This is a genomic window from Leptolyngbya sp. GB1-A1, from assembly GCF_039962475.1.
In the GTDB taxonomy this organism is placed as follows: domain Bacteria; phylum Cyanobacteriota; class Cyanobacteriia; order Elainellales; family Elainellaceae; genus Leptolyngbya_A.
The window spans coordinates 1-16,808 of the sequence record NZ_JAMPLI010000022.1; the positions used below are offsets into that span (position 1 = coordinate 1).

General features: G+C 49.6%; 13 protein-coding genes and 1 pseudogene. 8 read left to right on the plus strand and 6 right to left on the minus strand.

The window, feature by feature from the left end; all coding sequences use genetic code 11:
* Nucleotides 1-1,215: 1,215 nt before the first annotated feature.
* The 3 genes from dnaN (at nucleotide 1,216) to NDI45_RS18785 (ending at nucleotide 4,468) form a co-directional block, all read left to right on the plus strand.
* Nucleotides 1,216-2,349 carry a DNA polymerase III subunit beta gene (gene dnaN / locus NDI45_RS18775; RefSeq protein WP_348248263.1) on the plus strand — a complete coding sequence of 378 codons (1,134 nt, stop codon included), beginning with the start codon at nucleotides 1,216-1,218 and terminating at the stop codon, nucleotides 2,347-2,349.
* Between the two features lie 49 nt (nucleotides 2,350-2,398).
* Complete coding sequence (locus tag NDI45_RS18780; protein ID WP_348248264.1) at nucleotides 2,399-2,734, plus strand: nucleotidyltransferase domain-containing protein; 336 nt, start codon at nucleotides 2,399-2,401, stop codon at nucleotides 2,732-2,734.
* Between the two features lie 213 nt (nucleotides 2,735-2,947).
* A complete protein-coding gene (locus tag NDI45_RS18785; RefSeq protein ID WP_348248265.1) occupies nucleotides 2,948-4,468 on the plus strand; it encodes a hypothetical protein in 1,521 nt (506 codons plus the stop codon).
* 892 nt (nucleotides 4,469-5,360) lie between these two features.
* Here the strand turns inward: NDI45_RS18785 and NDI45_RS18790 are convergent.
* Together NDI45_RS18790 and NDI45_RS18795 are read right to left on the minus strand one after the other, a co-directional pair.
* Complete coding sequence (locus tag NDI45_RS18790; RefSeq protein WP_190792241.1) at nucleotides 5,361-5,951, minus strand: GAF domain-containing protein; 591 nt, start codon at nucleotides 5,949-5,951, stop codon at nucleotides 5,361-5,363.
* Between the two features lie 123 nt (nucleotides 5,952-6,074).
* Entirely contained in the window at nucleotides 6,075-6,389 is a 315-nt protein-coding gene (locus tag NDI45_RS18795) for a hypothetical protein (protein ID WP_190792240.1), read from the minus strand.
* 430 nt (nucleotides 6,390-6,819) lie between these two features.
* Between NDI45_RS18795 and acs the strand changes: the two genes are divergently transcribed.
* On the plus strand, nucleotides 6,820-8,790 hold the full coding sequence (acs, locus tag NDI45_RS18800; protein ID WP_348248266.1) for an acetate--CoA ligase: 1,971 nt from the start codon (nucleotides 6,820-6,822) through the stop codon (nucleotides 8,788-8,790).
* Nucleotides 8,791-9,038: 248 nt separating this feature from the next.
* Here the strand turns inward: acs and NDI45_RS18805 are convergent, their stop codons facing one another.
* Complete coding sequence (locus NDI45_RS18805; RefSeq protein WP_190792729.1) at nucleotides 9,039-9,239, minus strand: hypothetical protein; 201 nt, start codon at nucleotides 9,237-9,239, stop codon at nucleotides 9,039-9,041.
* 374 nt (nucleotides 9,240-9,613) lie between these two features.
* Between NDI45_RS18805 and NDI45_RS18810 the strand changes: the two genes are divergently transcribed.
* The 4 genes and pseudogenes from NDI45_RS18810 to NDI45_RS18825 all read left to right on the plus strand — a co-directional run.
* Nucleotides 9,614-10,168 carry a hypothetical protein gene (locus NDI45_RS18810; RefSeq protein ID WP_348248267.1) on the plus strand — a complete coding sequence of 185 codons (555 nt, stop codon included), beginning with the start codon at nucleotides 9,614-9,616 and terminating at the stop codon, nucleotides 10,166-10,168.
* A gap of 201 nt (nucleotides 10,169-10,369) precedes the next feature.
* Nucleotides 10,370-10,870 (plus strand): hypothetical protein, encoded by a 501-nt coding sequence (locus tag NDI45_RS18815; RefSeq protein ID WP_348248268.1) that lies wholly within the window; start codon nucleotides 10,370-10,372, stop codon nucleotides 10,868-10,870.
* Between the two features lie 101 nt (nucleotides 10,871-10,971).
* Nucleotides 10,972-11,202, plus strand: a complete 231-nt coding sequence (locus tag NDI45_RS18820) for a type II toxin-antitoxin system Phd/YefM family antitoxin (protein WP_190792732.1) — start codon at nucleotides 10,972-10,974, stop codon at nucleotides 11,200-11,202.
* 40 nt (nucleotides 11,203-11,242) lie between these two features.
* A pseudogene (locus NDI45_RS18825) lies at nucleotides 11,243-11,484 on the plus strand (hypothetical protein); the annotation flags it as partial.
* A gap of 105 nt (nucleotides 11,485-11,589) precedes the next feature.
* Here the strand turns inward: NDI45_RS18825 and NDI45_RS18830 are convergent.
* From NDI45_RS18830 to NDI45_RS18840, 3 genes are all read right to left on the minus strand, one after another.
* Nucleotides 11,590-12,033, minus strand: a complete 444-nt coding sequence (locus NDI45_RS18830) for a GNAT family N-acetyltransferase (RefSeq protein WP_348248269.1) — start codon at nucleotides 12,031-12,033, stop codon at nucleotides 11,590-11,592.
* Nucleotides 12,034-12,038: 5 nt separating this feature from the next.
* Nucleotides 12,039-15,224: an efflux RND transporter permease subunit gene (locus NDI45_RS18835; protein ID WP_348248270.1), complete on the minus strand. Its 3,186-nt coding sequence runs from the start codon at nucleotides 15,222-15,224 to the stop codon at nucleotides 12,039-12,041.
* A gap of 136 nt (nucleotides 15,225-15,360) precedes the next feature.
* Entirely contained in the window at nucleotides 15,361-16,650 is a 1,290-nt protein-coding gene (locus NDI45_RS18840) for an efflux RND transporter periplasmic adaptor subunit (protein WP_348248271.1), read from the minus strand.
* Between the last annotated feature and the right edge of the window lie 158 nt (nucleotides 16,651-16,808).

Below are 16,808 nucleotides of genomic sequence, written 5' to 3' on the forward strand. Positions count from 1 at the left end.
TGATCACCTTATGCTAACCGCAGCAGGATTATGGAACTTCTACCTGACTGCGGCATAGGAAGAACTTGAAAGGTCGCATTGGCTAGCTCTGTTCTTATTTCCCGACAACTCTACTCCCTACCTAAATGATGGAAGAGGACTACAGGTAGTCAAAGTCCGATCGCTACACTAAGCAAGGATTTCATCGCAATTTCATCACTGCCTACTATTGTAGAAATAACTAAATGGTCATAATTTTTGCCCTATTCCTTTCAGGAGGGGCTTTTTCTTTCTCTGAAGCTTGTGGGTACACGAGAACTACCAACAAGCTTGATTCCCTGGGGTAGAGCTAAGACCGGGAAACTTATACAGGGATGTTTCTGACAGGGATAGGTAATTGAACGAGAGCGCGAATTACAGCGTCTATTTCAAGCTATCTAATTAAAGATAGGAAAGAGAAAGCTTGCAACAATAGAAAGTGACACAAAAAACTGTGATTTGAGTACTTAACTCTGACACTTTCGCTGAAATTATCCGATAGGTTTGATAGAGCGTTTGATAGAAACAAGCACAATGGGCAATTGCATCGTCTTAGCAGCAGGTGAACTTTGCAATTGCAGCGATCGTGAACAACATAATAGCGATCGTTTAACCTGAGCGAGCAACTGTCACACTTCCATTTAAAAAGTTTTGGTGAAAACTACCATTACCAAAAACAAACTTTACCATAGAAGGTTAAGAAATGTTAAGCAAATCTGGCCTGTGGAAAACTTGCGTCTTTCCTGTGGAAAACTTGTTGAAAAGTAGTGGAAAAGCTATTCTTTAAAGGGGATAGCGAAAGTGAGTATAATTACCTATGTGATAAAAGCAGCAGTTTTCCCACAGGTTTTCCACAGGAACGATCACTTGAACCTCAACTCATCTAAGCATTTCGCAACTTTTCCCTATTTTCCACAGGCTCTATTACTGCTAGATCTCTTTAAAACTATTTAAGAATAATCAGATCAAACGATCGAGCGATCGAGCAAAAAGGCTTGATTGAATGCGAATCGACAAGGGTGTTACGATCTGCATCCAGATTGGAAGCGTGTAGGCAAACCCTGAGAAATCCTTTACTCACTTTCTCAGATCCACGCTATATTTCTGCCAGCATGGGTTCTTTGGCCTAGCAACCCGAAGTCAAACCGTGTTCCGCCTGTCTGCGATTTCCTCCCCCGTTTACGTTCACTTCCGTCCATGAAACTCATCTGCACCCAAAGCGAACTGAATACGCATCTCTCCCTGGTCGGTCGCGCGGTTCCTTCCCGTCCGAGTCATCCGGTTTTGGCAAATGTCCTGTTGACCGCGAATGACGAAACCCAGCAGGTCAGTCTAACAGGCTTTGATCTGAGCCTGGGCGTTCAAACCAGTTTTGCGGCACAGGTTCAGGAGGCAGGAACGCTAACGCTTCCGGCAAAGCTACTGTCAGACATCGTTTCTCGGCTGCCCGAAGGCGAAATTACCCTGTCTGACGAGGGCAACGAAGCTCTGGTGACGCTCACCTGTTCATCGGGACGCTATCAGGTGCGGGGTATGGGGGCAGAAGATTATCCAGAACTGCCTGCGATCGAGGATGGAAACATCGCCCAGCTTCCCGTCGAAGCACTGATTGAAGGGCTGCGCGGTTCGCTCTTTGCGACCAGTTCTGACGAATCGAAGCAGGTGCTCACGGGCGTTCACATTACCGCAGAAGCCGACGGATTAGAATTTGCCGCCACCGATGGACATCGCCTCTCCGTGGTGCAGACCGTTAGTGAGGATAATCAAAACGAGGCGGAGTTTGGCGTCACCGTGCCCGGCAAGGCACTGCGGGAGCTAGAGCGGATGCTGCAAACTAATGGAACTGGAACAGCGATTACGGTACGGTTTGACCAGGGACAGCTTGTCTTTGTCTGGGAAGGCAATCAACGCCTCACCAGTCGCCTGCTCGAAGGGCAGTATCCCAACTATCGCCAGCTTATTCCTCGCCAGTTTTCCCGCCAGATGACACTCGATCGCCGCCAGGTCATTAGCGCACTGGAACGAATCGCAGTCCTGGCAGACCAGAAAAATAGCATTGTCAAACTTAGCCTCAACAGCGTTGTGCAGGAGCTTGTCCTCTCGGTAGACGCGCAGGATGTAGGCAGTGGACGGGAAGCGATCGCCGCTCAAATTTCTGGTGACGATCTGGAGATTGCCTTTAACGTGAAATACCTGCTGGAAGGGCTGAAGGCATTGAATACCACAGAGATACAGATGCAGTTTAATACGGCAACTAGCCCCTCCATTCTGACCCCAGTGGGCGGCGTGAAAATGACTTATTTGGTCATGCCTGTTCAGGTTCGGAGCTAGTGCTTGGCGATCGCTTAAGTTGTGTCTAATTTAAGCTTGGGGAATACGAATGCCTACAGTGAAGCCTAGCCGTGGAACTTTGGATGTCCTGATTCCCTTACGGGACTATCTCAAGCAGGAATATCAAGATCGCCTCGATCGCATCATTCTCTTTGGGTCACAGGCAAGAGGTGACGCAACCGCAGCTTCAGATATTGATGTGCTGATTGTGCTGAAAGATCCGGTTGATGCGAGTGCAGAAATTGATCGAACCAGTCAGTTTATTGCTCAACTGTGCCTGGAACACAATCTGCTAATTTCTCGACTCTTTATGCCGCGATCGCGCTTTGAAACGGAAAACTCACCGTTACTGCGAAACATTCGCTCGAATGGGACTGTATTGTGATTTCAAAATCACAAGCCTTGATTGATAGAACTTATACCAGCGATAAGAGTGACCTTCTGACAACTCAGATGCCTCTAAATGCATTTTTTCCTTGACCTATTTGCACTTAGAAATGCTTGGATATCTTGATGAAGATGTCAGCTGTTCAATTCTATTGCTTGCGAAATATTGTATTAGTGCAGGCAGCTTCAGTATATTTTAGGAGACAATCTGATGTCAGCCAATCTAACTGTTTATTGTCTTAATAATCTCACGGATTATGCAGAATTTGAGCGACTGTGTAATGATTTAATGTTGTTACAAGGATACTTATCTATTGAGCCGCTTGGTGGTTTCAAAGACAAAGGACGAGATGCAATACATGTTAGTAAATCCCAAGAGATAACAATATTTGCTTATAGTGTACGTGAGGATTGGAAGGACAAACTCATGGAAGATGCAGAAAAGATTTATAAGCATGGTCATGTTTGTCATGAATTGATTTTTATTACAACTTCTCAACCAACTGCAACTGAACGAGATAAAGCCATCAATGATGTCCGTAGTAAATATGGCTGGAATCTAGAAGTTTATGGACTTGAACGTCTTAGAATGTTGCTAGACACAAGTTATCCTGAAACTAAAAATAAATATCCCCAAATCTTTCCTCCCAATTTTTTTGCTAATCAGACATCTCTTATGGGAAAGGTACTAGAAGCCTTTAATAGAGAGATGCTTATGCTAAAAGAAAATTTGGGGCATCCGAATGGAATTGCCTTATCAAAACTTGCTTGCATGGCAGTCGAACAAGAAGGAGATTTTAACGCTGCTATCGAAGCTATCGCTTTGCTGTTTAGACTGGCTTATGCAGTTAACGAAAAGAGATTTCTAGGTATGTCTTTTGAGGAAGAAGAAGAAGATGTAATCTTGCGTGGTTTACTGGTAGTTAAACCAATCACTAAAGGCTTACAAAGAGCAAATGTCATCAGCTCAACAATAAAAGCTCTAAAGTGTTTTATAGAAAATGACTACAGTTTACTAAAAAGAGCAAATGAATGGTCAAGAATGTTTGCTCTTGTAGGTGAATCACTATTATTTTCAAAATTATCGGATTACAGTCAAATACCACATAAATCTTTTGGTACAGTTGCAACAATCTGGAATGCAACATGCTTAGAATTCTATTCTGAAGGGATGGAATCGGAAGCAAAAGAGATGACCAGACTGTTGGTTAATACTCTAGTTGGATTAGCTTTTGCTGTTTACTCTAAGGGAGTTGTCTTTCCAGAGCCGCCAAAAGTTTTATATTACTCTGCCTGTGGTGAGAGACTGCTAGAACCAGGGCATCATGTAGACTTGCTTCCTATCATTTCTTTGCTCAATACAATTGCAACTCTACCGATTGAGCTATTTATCTACGCTTTTGAGTCACTGCAGCATTCTACTGGAATAGCTTCACCTCAGGAAGCTAGTGAGGGTATTATAGAGCTTTCAGATGCACTCGAAGCAATCAAACGATGGGCTGTTGTGCCGGGACCAGCAATAGTTTGCGGAGTTTTTCTGAAAACTCAACAAGATATAGAGACATTCAACCGTGAACTGCAAGTAGTACATGAACGTGGAATGCAGGTAAGCTTATGGCTTGCTGAATTTCTTATGGTGGAACGTGCTCTTGCTTTGCGAGAAAATTTTTGGGGAGGACTTGAACCCGAACAAGTCATTAATAGGCTTCGTCGCCCTGGTAGGACTTCCTAATCACATATAAATATCTACTAAAGTCAAGCCAAATCCCGATTACCACTGCCCCGTCTCCGGTAGAAAGAAACATTGGTATTGTTAGCAGAGAAGAATTTTGGTAGGCGTTAACGGATAGCTACCTTAAGTTCTTCGAATCGTCACGCTTGATCGAATTCGTGCTGATCTGGCACTCTTTTGCAGTATTCAAACAAACCCCAACTCTCGCTAGAGGAAAGCGGCGTTTTTGAAGCTTCCAATACCACTTAGAGCTTGGGCATTGGAGCGATCGTGGGCTTGCTGGGCAGTAAGGCAATCGACAAATCGCCTTCAGACGAGGACGAAGCAGAAAAATAGGCGATCGATTGAGTTCCAGGCTGCAATGGTTAAGCCTTAAGCTCAGAACTTGCAGCTTGGAGCTAAGAATTTTGGATGCTGGAGCCAAATGTGAAGCCAATCTTGCAATATTGCAAAACATTCAGATGACCCAGCAGGCAACGGAGTATGCTCAGCTCTTAAACGAAGCCCTGGCAATTAGTCAAAGTGTCCGTCATGAGCTTGAGCCATATCTGAATCTGCTGAAATCGTGAGTCTGAATCAGGAAAAGGGTAGGGTAACCCAGCTATCTGCTAGAGATTCATGATTTTCTTGCTATCTCTTTACGGCAACTTTGACTAAATCAGGGAGATGCCCATTAGGCTGATAGCAGGGTGAGTGACTACCCTACCCAAGACCGGGGCAGGCAGTTATGGGGGCTCATGGACTGCTTGCTTCCCCTTGGGTACTCGTCAAGAGTCGCAGAGCGATTTGAACGAGTGATATAAACTACCACAGCAAAAACCGATTCAATTTCGGTCATCTTCAAACATCGGCGCTAAGGTTTTGCAGTGAGAAAAGTATGCTGTGTTCCAGGCTAATCCTCAAGCAGAGCTGTTTTGCGGCGATCGATATTCACGATCACAGAAGACGTTGATAGCGTTTTTGCACCCTGCTGCATAGTCTGCACGTCGATTTCTCGCCAGTCTTTCGGACTCTGGCAGTGATGAGCAACCAGTAATCCCCACAGACGCACCTGCTGATTTGATTCATCTTGCAGCGGAACCAGAATCGGCACGACGAGATTCGCTCGTACCTGCATTCCTTTCAGGAAACTCCGATGGCACTCGGCGATCGGTTCAGTGTCAATATCAGATATGGCTCGAACTCTGCCTTTTAGATATTGCTCTGCATATTCGCCGTTAAAGCACTCGTCGGGTCCGGTTTCGCCGTAGATGGAATATTTTGTGTCGCTTAGAGCTTCAAAGGTGACGCGCCCTTCCCATTCTCGATAGAAGTAATAAAGGGCAACGCGATCGACTTGAAGCTGTTCGCGCAATTCGTTGGCTGTTTTTTGGACTAAATCATCGCGCTCAAGATTGTGCGACAGCCGTCGAATCAGCTTTTGCAAGCCCTGATCAAAGGAAGTCTCAGACGCAGACGATGAGCGATCGAAACGATTTTGCACAGACTTAATGATGGAAAACAGTAACAATAAACCAGCGTACTTCTAATCTAGCTCTGGTTTAGCTTTAGGGCAATCACTCGATAGCAAGAGGTTGATGCAAAGCAGTTTCCTGGCAAGAATTAACTATCCGGCAGTTTTTAAAAGCTGATTGAGCTGCTGCACGAGCGGATCGCGCTGCTGTTGCTTAATCCGTTTGTAAGCGATCGCTAAACCCATTGCGAGACGGTCTTCGATCGCGGCTGCGGTTTGCTTTGATCGACAGGAATTCGCTAGCTTCTGGTAACTTTCTGCTCGGAACAGCGTGATGACTAACTCTTGAAACAATGCTGCATCAAAACAGGAAATCGTTTCCCGCAGTTCTGAGTCAGCAATCAGCAGTTGCTTTGCCTTACAGCGAATGACTGCCCGCATTGGCTGAATCGGTTGAGCAAGTTCCATAAACTGTCTTTGCATTTGAAAGAATGCTGTGAAGTATATCGTCTTACCAAAATCAGACTCAATCTTCTCGCGATAGATCTAAGAGATCTCAACCTGTAGCAAAGGAGGGAGATTTGAATCGAGTGCTATTCAGATCTCGATTGCGACTTTTCAAATAGGCTCTGCCGGGCTGCTCGCACCGGTTAATGTCTCCTCACTTTAGGTTGAGGATGAGCGTTAGACATGACTAATGCCGATTAGTTTAGCCAATGCAACTTTACAATCTGCCAAACGCAAAACCTAATTCTCTGCTGCGTTCAGAACTTGAAGAATCCCTAATTAATTGACTCAAAAGGGACACCAGCCCAGTATGTTTTTAGATCGGGGCACTGCGGGCAAGACTCTAACTGTCCCAGCTTCGGCATTTTATTGCGTTTATTTTAGATGCGCTATGAGTGAATCCACGATCGAATCCATTCTGCAAGAAAATCGTTTATTCCCCGCGACTGCCGCATTTGCCCAGCAGGCCCAGATCAAGAGCTTGGAGGAATACCAGCAGCTCTATGATCGCGCCAAAGCTGACCCAGAAGCGTTTTGGGCAGAACTGGCAGAACAGGAGCTGCACTGGTTTCAAAAGTGGGACAAAGTGCTGGACTGGCAGCCACCGTTTGCCAAGTGGTTTGTGAATGGCAAAATTAATATCTCCTACAACTGCCTCGATCGCCACCTGACCACCGAGCGACGCAACAAAGCTGCGCTGATCTGGGAAGGCGAACCGGGCGATTCGCGCACGCTCACTTATGCCCAGCTTCATCGGGAGGTCTGTCAATTTGCCAATGTGCTGAAGCAGTTGGGCGTGAAAAAGGGCGATGTAGTGGGCATTTATATGCCGATGATTCCCGAAGCAGCGATCGCGATGCTTGCCTGTGCCCGAATTGGTGCGCCGCATACAGTGGTGTTTGGCGGATTTAGTGCGGATGCCCTGCGCGATCGGCTCAACGACGGCAAAGCAAAGCTGGTGATCACCGCAGACGGAGGGTGGCGGAAAGATGCGATCGTGCCCCTCAAAGAACAGGTGGATAAAGCACTGGCAAATGGGGCGGCTCCAAGCGTGGAAAACGTGCTGGTGGTGCAGCGAACGGCGCAATCGATTCAAATGGAACCCGGACGCGATCACTGGTGGCATGACCTGCGTCCGAATGCTTCGGCAGACTGTCCCGCAGAGCCGATGGACAGCGAGGATATGCTGTTTATTCTCTATACGTCGGGCAGTACGGGCAAACCGAAGGGCGTGGTTCACACCACGGGCGGCTACAACCTCTACACCCACATAACCACCAAGTGGATCTTTGATCTGCGCGATACGGATGTTTACTGGTGTACGGCAGATGTGGGCTGGATCACCGGACACAGCTATATCGTTTATGGTCCATTGTCGAACGGGGCAACCACGCTGATGTATGAAGGTGCGCCGCGTCCCTCTAATCCGGGCTGCTTCTGGGATGTGATCGAGAAGTACGGCGTGAATATTTTCTATACGGCTCCCACGGCGATTCGGGCGTTTATCAAAGCGGGGGAAGAGATACCGAATGCTCGCAATCTGTCTTCGCTGCGGCTTCTAGGAACGGTGGGCGAACCCATTAACCCCGAAGCCTGGATGTGGTATCACCGTGTGATTGGCGGCGAACGCTGTCCGATCGTCGATACGTGGTGGCAAACCGAGACGGGTGGTATCATGATCTCCCCGCTTCCGGGTGCCATTCCGGCAAAACCGGGTTCTGCAACTCGTCCGTTCCCCGGCATTCTGGCAGAGATCCTCGATCTGGAGGGCAATTCGGTTCCGGCCAATGAAGGCGGCTATCTAGCAGTCAAGCACCCCTGGCCTGGCATGATGCGAACGGTCTACGGCGACCCCGATCGCTTCCGACGCACCTACTGGGAACACATTCCGCCGCGAGAGGGCAACTACTTCTACTTCGCAGGTGACGGGGCACGGCAGGATGAAGACGGCTATTTCTGGGTGATGGGTCGTGTGGATGACGTGATCAACGTGGCAGGACACCGCCTGGGCACGATGGAAATTGAGTCTGCGCTGGTGTCTCATCCTGCTGTGGCAGAAGCCGCTGTCGTCGGCAAACCCGATGAGCTAAAGGGAAGCGAAGTCGTCGCCTTTGTCACCCTGGAAGGAACCCACTCGCCCAGCCCAGAACTCGCTGCCGAACTGAAAAAGCACGTCGGTCAGGAAATTGGCGCGATCGCCCGTCCAGGAGAAATTCGCTTCAGCGATGCCTTGCCCAAAACGCGATCGGGCAAAATCATGCGGCGACTCTTGCGCTCTCTGGCAGCTGGCGAAGAAGTTTCTGGCGATACTTCAACCCTGGAAGATCGATCGGTCTTGGACAAGCTGCGGCAGGGAGTTTAGCTTGAGGCTGTAGTTTGTTGAGTTTTAGAGTCTGTTTGATTAGTCGCAAAGCTCCTGCATCGCCCCCTAAATCCTCCAATGCTAGGGGACTTTGAAACGTTAAACCTATCTGTTGCAGAAGGATTGTCTGCGTTGGTTCGGTTTCCCTCAGAACTGGGGGGTTCGGGGGGCGGTTCGGCGCAGGGGGATGACTTTTAAGGTTCTTAAAGTTTTTGGGGCGATCGTCTCGCCCCTTTCGTTTTGCTAACTTATTGCTCCAGCACACTCATAAATTTTCCTGGGGCAAAGGGAGCCGGAATAATGGGGGTGAAGTGAACCCGGTCGTTCACCAATCGCCTCACATAGAACTCGTTGATCTTGTGATTCACCCAGTCCCTTGAGCCAACAATCCAGACCTGACCTTTTTCGTCAGGCGAAAGCGGCAGCAGTTCATTGAACTCTGTAGTCATGATATTTTTACCTCACTGATGCAGTGTGAACTGTAGAGAAGAAAAGCCTAAGGCGTGGTTCCCAACCACTCATTTCGCATCAGCGAGGCACGATCGAATAAAATCAATGCAGCCTAGCCTCCTGCCAACTCAGGAAGTTAGGTTAGCTGGTTAGGCAGTGTTCCCGCACTCCTAATCAGCGTCCTCACCTTAAGCTTTGTCTACTGGTACTGAAAAACCAGTGTTGATCAGGATAGGGCAAAGACTTGATACGCACAAGCGTACTGGAAGAATTTATCCGAACTCGCCCCCCTAGCCCCCTAATTCTGGGCGGAACCGGACTTTTGCTAAGGTGTCCTGATAGATGGGCGATCGTCCTGATTTTGGTAATAGCTATGAATCATCTTGGCACGAAGACTTTGCAAATAATTAACGATTCTGAAAAGCTAATTCAAATTGAGAGAAGCATTAGTCAGGTAATTCGTTCCGAACCTAAATCAGCATTGATTAGAGATTTAATTCTCATAAAAACAGCAGAATGGATCGCTGTTCCTACATTAAGCTTTCCAAATTTTAACTTGATTTTAGAGTATCAAAGTCAGACACAACTGAATACTGATAACAAGAATTTGTATGGTGTTATTCTACCGATATTTGGTATCCCTTTTTCTGTTTGTGAAGTTCCTTTATCATCCGAAGGAATTCAAGAATTCTACTCTATTTTAGGGGCTTCACCCTTTAGCCCTGTATTATTTAGTGGAGACCAAAAACCCAATTGGATGATTATATGCATGGAATCAGAGTTTTACATCATTGTAGGGACATTTGAAACAGTCGAACACTTGCTTGGATGCACATACGCGGAAGCCTTTAGACACTTTCGTACTTTCATCAATGGGTTTAACAGATCTGAGTCAGCATCCCCGCTATCACAAAGGTTCTACACCTAATATAGTTTTGTTAACAGTCAGCTTGAAAAGTATCAGCAGGCTAGTACCGGCACTGAACTGCTTCTAACTCTTAATGATGACGATCTCATCAAGGCTGTAATTGGCTAGGCTCTTGTAGAATGCGTTAGCGACAGCGTAATGCATGATCCCGCTGCCCTATATGACGGCTTGAGGAATTCGAGACGAACTATCGGAGAAATTATGGGAACAGCATACGAAGTTGCTTTAGTTTGTAACCTAAAACCTACTCTGTCTCCGCAAATTATGGAGACTTTAAACTATCTAACGCGCTCACAGGATTACGATTTTCCGAAAGCAATTAGCCACCTTTTTTTTGATGTTGACTTTGGCGACGAATGGAGAATTATCATTGCCAATAATTACCCACGGGGCGGAGAGGATTTTTCTCCTCAGGCTTGCAGAAGTGTACTGAGCAATAATCAGCTTTGCTTTCGAGTTTTGCTAGACGACGACACGTTCTACAACGTGGGATGGTTCCTCCTGGATTGGCTCGCAACGATTAGCGATACTCAGGGGCTTGTTGGCTACCGGATTGATATTGTACGTTCTGAATGTACACTCATCTTTTTTAAGAATGAACAGGTAATTGGACATCAATCATTGCCATCGGAAATTCCAGAGCCTCTGAAAGAAACTTTTAATAGAGTATTGGGGGGAACTGGATTTTTCCCGTATGAGTGAAGCGGTGAGAATAGTTTTAGCCAAGATATTGCTATCAGTCCTCAGACGCTTGCCTTCCAACCCCTTCGCTACAATAAAGCACAAAACAACTCTCCGCGCTTATGTCCATCAGCGTCAACCTACCTGAAACCCCTGAACAACTTGCGGCTTTAATCGATCGCATCCAGGCAGGCGAAGAGCTTTTGCTGATCAAAGAAGGAGTCGCAATCGCTCACCTGGTTCCCACCCATCCTCGGATTCCTGGACAGGACAAAGGCAGAGTGATGATTGCCCCTGACTTTAACGCACCTCTTCCAGAAGACATCTTGAATGATTTTGTGAATCCCACCTAACAGAATTGCATTGGGAAATTGTGATCAAATTGGTAGCGTAAAGCAACGCTTTTGGGAGCATACGATTCGGGATGAGGCGGATTGCGCGGCATTGTGATTATATTCATTACAACCCGGTGCGACATGGGTTATGCGGTTGCTTTGCAGTTCCCCTTCTGAGGTAATCGGGCAGTGGATTGGCAGTATTCGAGTTTTCACCGGTTTGTGGCGCAGGGGGTGTACTCGAAGGATTGGGGAATGCGGGGGGAATGGGTGCCGTTTTTGGAAGGGGGCGATGGATGATGAGAATGTTGCGCTAAGGGTTGTTGGATGTTTGAGGGGAGTGTTTGGGGTTTGGGTCATGCGTTACGCTGTCGCTAACGCATCCTACAAGATCTACGATCGGACTTAAACAGGTTTTCGCTTCACAAATTTGATTTGTCGATCGCTTTGCACTTCCCCAACTTCCCAGCCAAGATGCTGATAAAAGCCGTATGCTCTTAAGCTGGGCTGATTTCCGGTGTAAAGCTGAATTTTGGTTGTGCCTTGTGACCAGAGCCACTCTTCTGCTTGCTGCATCAGTGCCCGACCTGCGCCGCGACCTTCAAAAGCAGGTAAGACAAATAGCCCGAAGACCATTCGTTCAACCGCATTTGCAAAAGAGAAGCCCACTGCCTGCCCGTCGATTTCTGCAATCCAGGCACGGCAATGGGTTTGTAGCATTTGGGCGATCGTTTCAGGAGTCACGCCCAGCCCTGCCAGTTCCTCCCGCGACTGATGGTTTTCCACCACGCTCGTTCGGATGTGAAACAGCGTCTCAATGTCGTCTAAACGGGCAAGGCGGATCTGCATGGGAGCTAGACTTCCGACCTCACTGTTTCTGGCTGCTCCAATTCTGTCGCTGGCTCTGGGTCACGAAAATCGCGCTTGTGTTTCGGGAAGATGCGATCGGTCGCGTTCTTCGCAACGATGTACAGGATCGGCAGAATGAACAGACTGAGGAAGGTCGAGATTAAATAGCCGCCGAACAGGGCAGTACCGATCGATTGACGGCTGGCTGCTCCGGCTCCAGTTGCAATTAGGAGTGGGAAGAAGCCCACCAGACCCGAAAAGGATGTCATCAGAATCGGGCGGAGACGATCCTGGGCAGCTTCGATCGCCGCCTGGGTTGTCGTCAGTCCTTCTTCGCGGAGCTGGTTGGCATATTCCACGACGAGAATCGCGTTTTTGCTGGCGAGGCCGATTAGCACCACCAGACCGATTTGGCAGTAAATATCGTTCGACAAGCCCCGGAAATACTGCATTCCCAGCGCACCTAGCACCGCAAGCGGCACGGTCAGCAGAATGATCACTGGATCGACTACGCTTTCATACTGCGCTGCCAGCACCAGAAACACCAGAATAATCCCTAAGCCAAAGACGATCGGAGCCTGACCGCCCGATTCGACTTCCTCTAGCGCGGTTCCTGTCCACTCAAAGCCCATGCCTGCGGGAAGAACTTGCTGAGCGGTTTGTGCCATTGTGTCAAGTGCCTGACCGGAACTCACGCCCGGAGCCGCATTCCCCTGAATCGAAATCGATCGAAACAGGTTGTAGTGGGTAATGGTCTGGGCGGTCGTTGCCGGAGTCACCGTGACCAAGTTACTGAGGGGAACCATCTGTCCGCTTGCCGATCGCGCGTAGAACTGCCCAATGTCATTGGGGTTCGCTCGAAACTGCTGGTCTGCCTGGAGATAAACGCGATAGTTGCGCTGATCCAGGTTAAAGTCGTTGACGTACTGCGACCCCAGAAAGCTTTGCAGCGTGTTGAAAATATCGTCAATGTTGACACCGAGCGATTTTGCCCGTTCGCGGTTGACTTCGATCGTGAGCTGCGGTGTATTGGCGGAATAGGTGGTAAACACGCCCTGCACGCTCGGATTCTGGTTTGCCGCACCCAGGAATTTTTGCATCTCGCCCAAAAACGCCGTTAGGGGCAGGTTGCCGCGCCGATCCTGCAACTCCATCTGGAAGCCGCCAAAGTTGCCGACTCCCTCGATCGACGGTGGATTGAGCGCAAAGATTCTCGCTTTCGGGATGCCAAAGTAGCCCATTTGCGCTTTTTGAATCACTGACTCGACGCGCTGTTCGGCGGCGGTTCGCTCTTCCCACGGTTTCAGCAACGTGAACATAATGCCCTGGTTCGACGCGACCCCGGCAAAGCTGAAGCCTGTCACCGCAAAGTTAGACTCGACTTCGGGCAACTGCCGCACCTGCTCCGATGCCTGATCCATAATGCGCTTCGTGTAGTTGAGCGACACGCCTTCGGGAGCCTGCACCAGCGTAATAAAGTAGCCCTGGTCTTCTGCAGGTAGAAACGCCGAGGGAACGAAACGATAGAACCAGGCAGTAAAGGCAAGTGCCGCCACAAAAAAGACCACCATTAAATAGCGGAAGCGGATCACGCTGTGCAACAGGCGACGATAGCGGCGGCGATATGCTTCCTGAAAGCGGTTAAACCCTCTAAAGAATCCGGCTAAAGGTCCGCGACCTTCACGACGCTCTCGCAGCAGCAGAGCAGACAGCATCGGCGACAGCGTGAGCGCGTTAAAGGTAGAAATCGTGATCGAAAAGGCGATCGTCAAGGCAAATTGCCGATAAATTGCCCCGGTGGTTCCTGGAAAAAATGCCACGGGAATGAAAACTGCCATCAGCACCAGCGAAGTTGCAATCACGGCTCCGCTCAGTTCCTTCATGGACTGCACGGCAGCTTGATAGGGAGTCATGCCTCGATCCTGCACTTTGGCGGCGACGGATTCGACAACCACGATCGCATCGTCCACCACAATCCCCGTTGCCAGGGTCAAGCCGAACAAGGTTAGCGTGTTGATGGAAAAGCCAAAGAGTTTCGCAAACAGGAAGGTTCCCAGCAGCGAAACAGGAATTGCCACTGTCGGCACGATAATGGTGCGCCAGTCTTGCAGAAACAAAAACAGCACCAAAACGACCAGAATCACCGATTCGACCAGGGTTTGCACCACGTCGCGCAGCGATTCTGACACAAACATAGTGGTATCAAAGGCGATCGCGTACTTCAAGCCGGGCGGAAAGGTTTTGCTGAGCTGCTCTAGCTCTCTACGGATTGCTTCGGCTGCCTGGATTGCGTTTGTGCCTGGACGCTGAGTGACCCCCAGACCCACGGCTTCCAGGTTGTTATAGGTGAGGAACGTGCCGTAGTTTTCCGCGCCCAGTTCGACCCGTCCGACATCTCTAAGGCGAGTCAGGCTGCCGTCATTGCCCGTTTTCAGCACCAGATTTTCAAATTCGCTAGCACTATTCAAGCGGCTCACTGCCCGCAGGCTAAGCTGAAAGTCCTGGTTATCCGCCGCAGGCTGCTGACCGATTTGTCCGGCTCCGACCTGAATATTTTGTTCGCGGATTGCGCTTGCCACATCCTGCACGGTGAGACTGCGACTTGCCAATCGATTTGGGTCAAGCCAGAGCCGCATTGCATATCGCCGTTCCCCGAAGATCTGGATATCGCCCACACCGTCGATCCGCCGCAGCGCGTCCAGCATCAGCAGATCGGCATAGTTGCTCATAAAGAGGCTGTCGTATTCGCCGTTCTCGCTGTAAAGGGCGATCGCCATCAAAAAGTTGCTTTGCTGCTGGTTAACCGTCACCCCGGTTTGAATCACCGATTCCGGTAGAAGCGGTTCAACTCGCGATACCCGGTTTTGTACGTTTACCGTGGCAATGTCCGGATCTTGGTTGGCAGCAAACGTAACCGTAATCTGGCTAGTGCCGTCACTGCCGCTAGACGAGCTGAGGTAGCGCATTCCCTCAATCCCGTTGATTTCGCGCTCCAGTACGTTAGTGACGCCGCTTTCGACTGTTTCTGCGTCTGCGCCCTGATAGTTTGCCGTAACGACCACCTGTTTGGGGCTGATGTCGGGGAATTGGGCGATCGGCAGTGTGGGCAGCGCGATCAGCCCCAGAAACACAATGACAATGGAACAGACAGCGGTAAAGATCGGACGTTGGATGAAGAATTTGGCAAACATGAGGATTGCGGGTGAGAGGTCAGAAGAGCCAGCGCATTGGAAAGTTGAGGATTGCGGATTGAATCTCTTGTGGGATGGGAAATAGTGGGATGGGGAATATATGGGATAGGGAATAAAGGGATGGAGCGTGAATTCCTTATGGGCTTGGGCTGGTGGCAGGACTGGGAGACGGGCTGCCTGCGGGAGCGATCGTGATGGGTGCGCTATCGGTCAGGTTCAACACGCCAGAGACAATTACCTGATCGCCCGGATTCAAGCCCGATCGCACCTGGTAGGCGTTGCCTTGAATGTCGCCCAGTTCGACTTTGCGCTGACGAGCAATTTGCTGGGGTTGTCCATCGGGTCCGGGCTGACCCTGTTCTACCACAAATACAAATGTTTCACCTGCAATCCTCGTTACTGCATCGGTTGGAACTAGCACGCCAGGCTGACTGTTCCAGATCACGCGGGCACGCACAAACTGTCCGTCGCGCAACTGACCTCCGCTCGGAAAACTCGCTTTTGCCAGCACCGATTGCTGTGCCGTATTAACCTGCGGCGAGATAAAGCTAATTTGTCCAGAGCCGATCGCCTGTCCCTGCTCGTTCACCAACTGCACCGGCAACCCGATGCGGAGTTCAGGCGCACGCTCGATCGGTACAGAGATATTCAAATCCAGATTTTGATTTTGAATGATGTTGGTGATCACGGTGCTCGACGTTACAAAGTCACCCACCTTGACCGGGATGGTGCTGACTACTCCAGCGATCGGGGCAGTCACCCGACTTTCACTCAAATCCGCTCCGGCAGTTGCCTGATCTGCCTGGGCACGACCGACACGGGCATTTGCTTCATTCAAAGCAGCCACCACCGCCCGCACGTTTTGTTCTGCTGCTTGCAGGGCAGCCACCGCCGTATCGCGGTTGTTCCGGGCACGATCGAGGTTTTGGCGTGACTCAGCCCCTTCTGCAGTAAGCTGCTGGAACCGGGCAAACTCCGATTCTTGCAGCCGCACATCTGCCTGGGCACGCTGTCTTTCTGCCTGGGCTGCACTCACCTGGGCCTGTGCCGTGGTGCGAGCTGCCTGAGCTGCTGCTACATCTGCCGCTGCGCCGCTGACTTCGGCTTGATTTTGCTCTGCGCTCAGCTCCACGATCGGTGTACCGGGTTGCACCCGATCGCCTGACGCGACAAAAAGATTCACAATTCGCCCATCGGTTTCGGGACGCAGCTCAACTTTACGCTGGGCTTCTAACGCGCCGACAAACTCAGAAGTGGTCTCAACCCGGTTGGTTTCGATCGGTTGTACCTGAACGGGAAAAGCGGGGGGTCCTTGAGGTCCGCCTTCGCCGCCACGACTGCATCCAGTCACGATCGCAGAAATCATTAGCGTTGCGCCGAGGATCTGACGCGACAAAGAGAGGGGGAGCCTGCTCAATTTAGCCATGCTGAACACCAGAAGAAGAAATGAGTGCGATCGAAACTTAAGGAAAAATCGAACTTAAGGAAAAAGCAGAGGGAAAAGCGGTTTGCTGGGCAGATTCCTGGGAGAGAATTGGGCTGACCCAAAATGGTCCGAGTTGCCAAACTTGTCCGGGTTGAAAG

What these genes read in the sequence shown, in the direction of transcription:
- NDI45_RS18780 (WP_348248264.1), top strand. Translation starts at nt 2,399, where the DNA reads ATGCCTACAGTGAAGCCTAGCCGTGGAACTTTGGATGTCCTGATTCCC.
- NDI45_RS18810 (WP_348248267.1), top strand. Translation starts at nt 9,614, where the DNA reads ATGAATCATCTTGGCACGAAGACTTTGCAAATAATTAACGATTCTGAA.
- NDI45_RS18835 (WP_348248270.1), bottom strand. Translation starts at nt 15,224, where the DNA reads ATGTTTGCCAAATTCTTCATCCAACGTCCGATCTTTACCGCTGTCTGT.
- dnaN (WP_348248263.1), top strand. Translation starts at nt 1,216, where the DNA reads ATGAAACTCATCTGCACCCAAAGCGAACTGAATACGCATCTCTCCCTG.
- NDI45_RS18820 (WP_190792732.1), top strand. Translation starts at nt 10,972, where the DNA reads ATGTCCATCAGCGTCAACCTACCTGAAACCCCTGAACAACTTGCGGCT.
- NDI45_RS18840 (WP_348248271.1), bottom strand. Translation starts at nt 16,650, where the DNA reads ATGGCTAAATTGAGCAGGCTCCCCCTCTCTTTGTCGCGTCAGATCCTC.
- NDI45_RS18805 (WP_190792729.1), bottom strand. Translation starts at nt 9,239, where the DNA reads ATGACTACAGAGTTCAATGAACTGCTGCCGCTTTCGCCTGACGAAAAA.
- NDI45_RS18815 (WP_348248268.1), top strand. Translation starts at nt 10,370, where the DNA reads ATGGGAACAGCATACGAAGTTGCTTTAGTTTGTAACCTAAAACCTACT.
- NDI45_RS18830 (WP_348248269.1), bottom strand. Translation starts at nt 12,033, where the DNA reads ATGCAGATCCGCCTTGCCCGTTTAGACGACATTGAGACGCTGTTTCAC.
- NDI45_RS18795 (WP_190792240.1), bottom strand. Translation starts at nt 6,389, where the DNA reads ATGGAACTTGCTCAACCGATTCAGCCAATGCGGGCAGTCATTCGCTGT.
- acs (WP_348248266.1), top strand. Translation starts at nt 6,820, where the DNA reads ATGAGTGAATCCACGATCGAATCCATTCTGCAAGAAAATCGTTTATTC.
- NDI45_RS18785 (WP_348248265.1), top strand. Translation starts at nt 2,948, where the DNA reads ATGTCAGCCAATCTAACTGTTTATTGTCTTAATAATCTCACGGATTAT.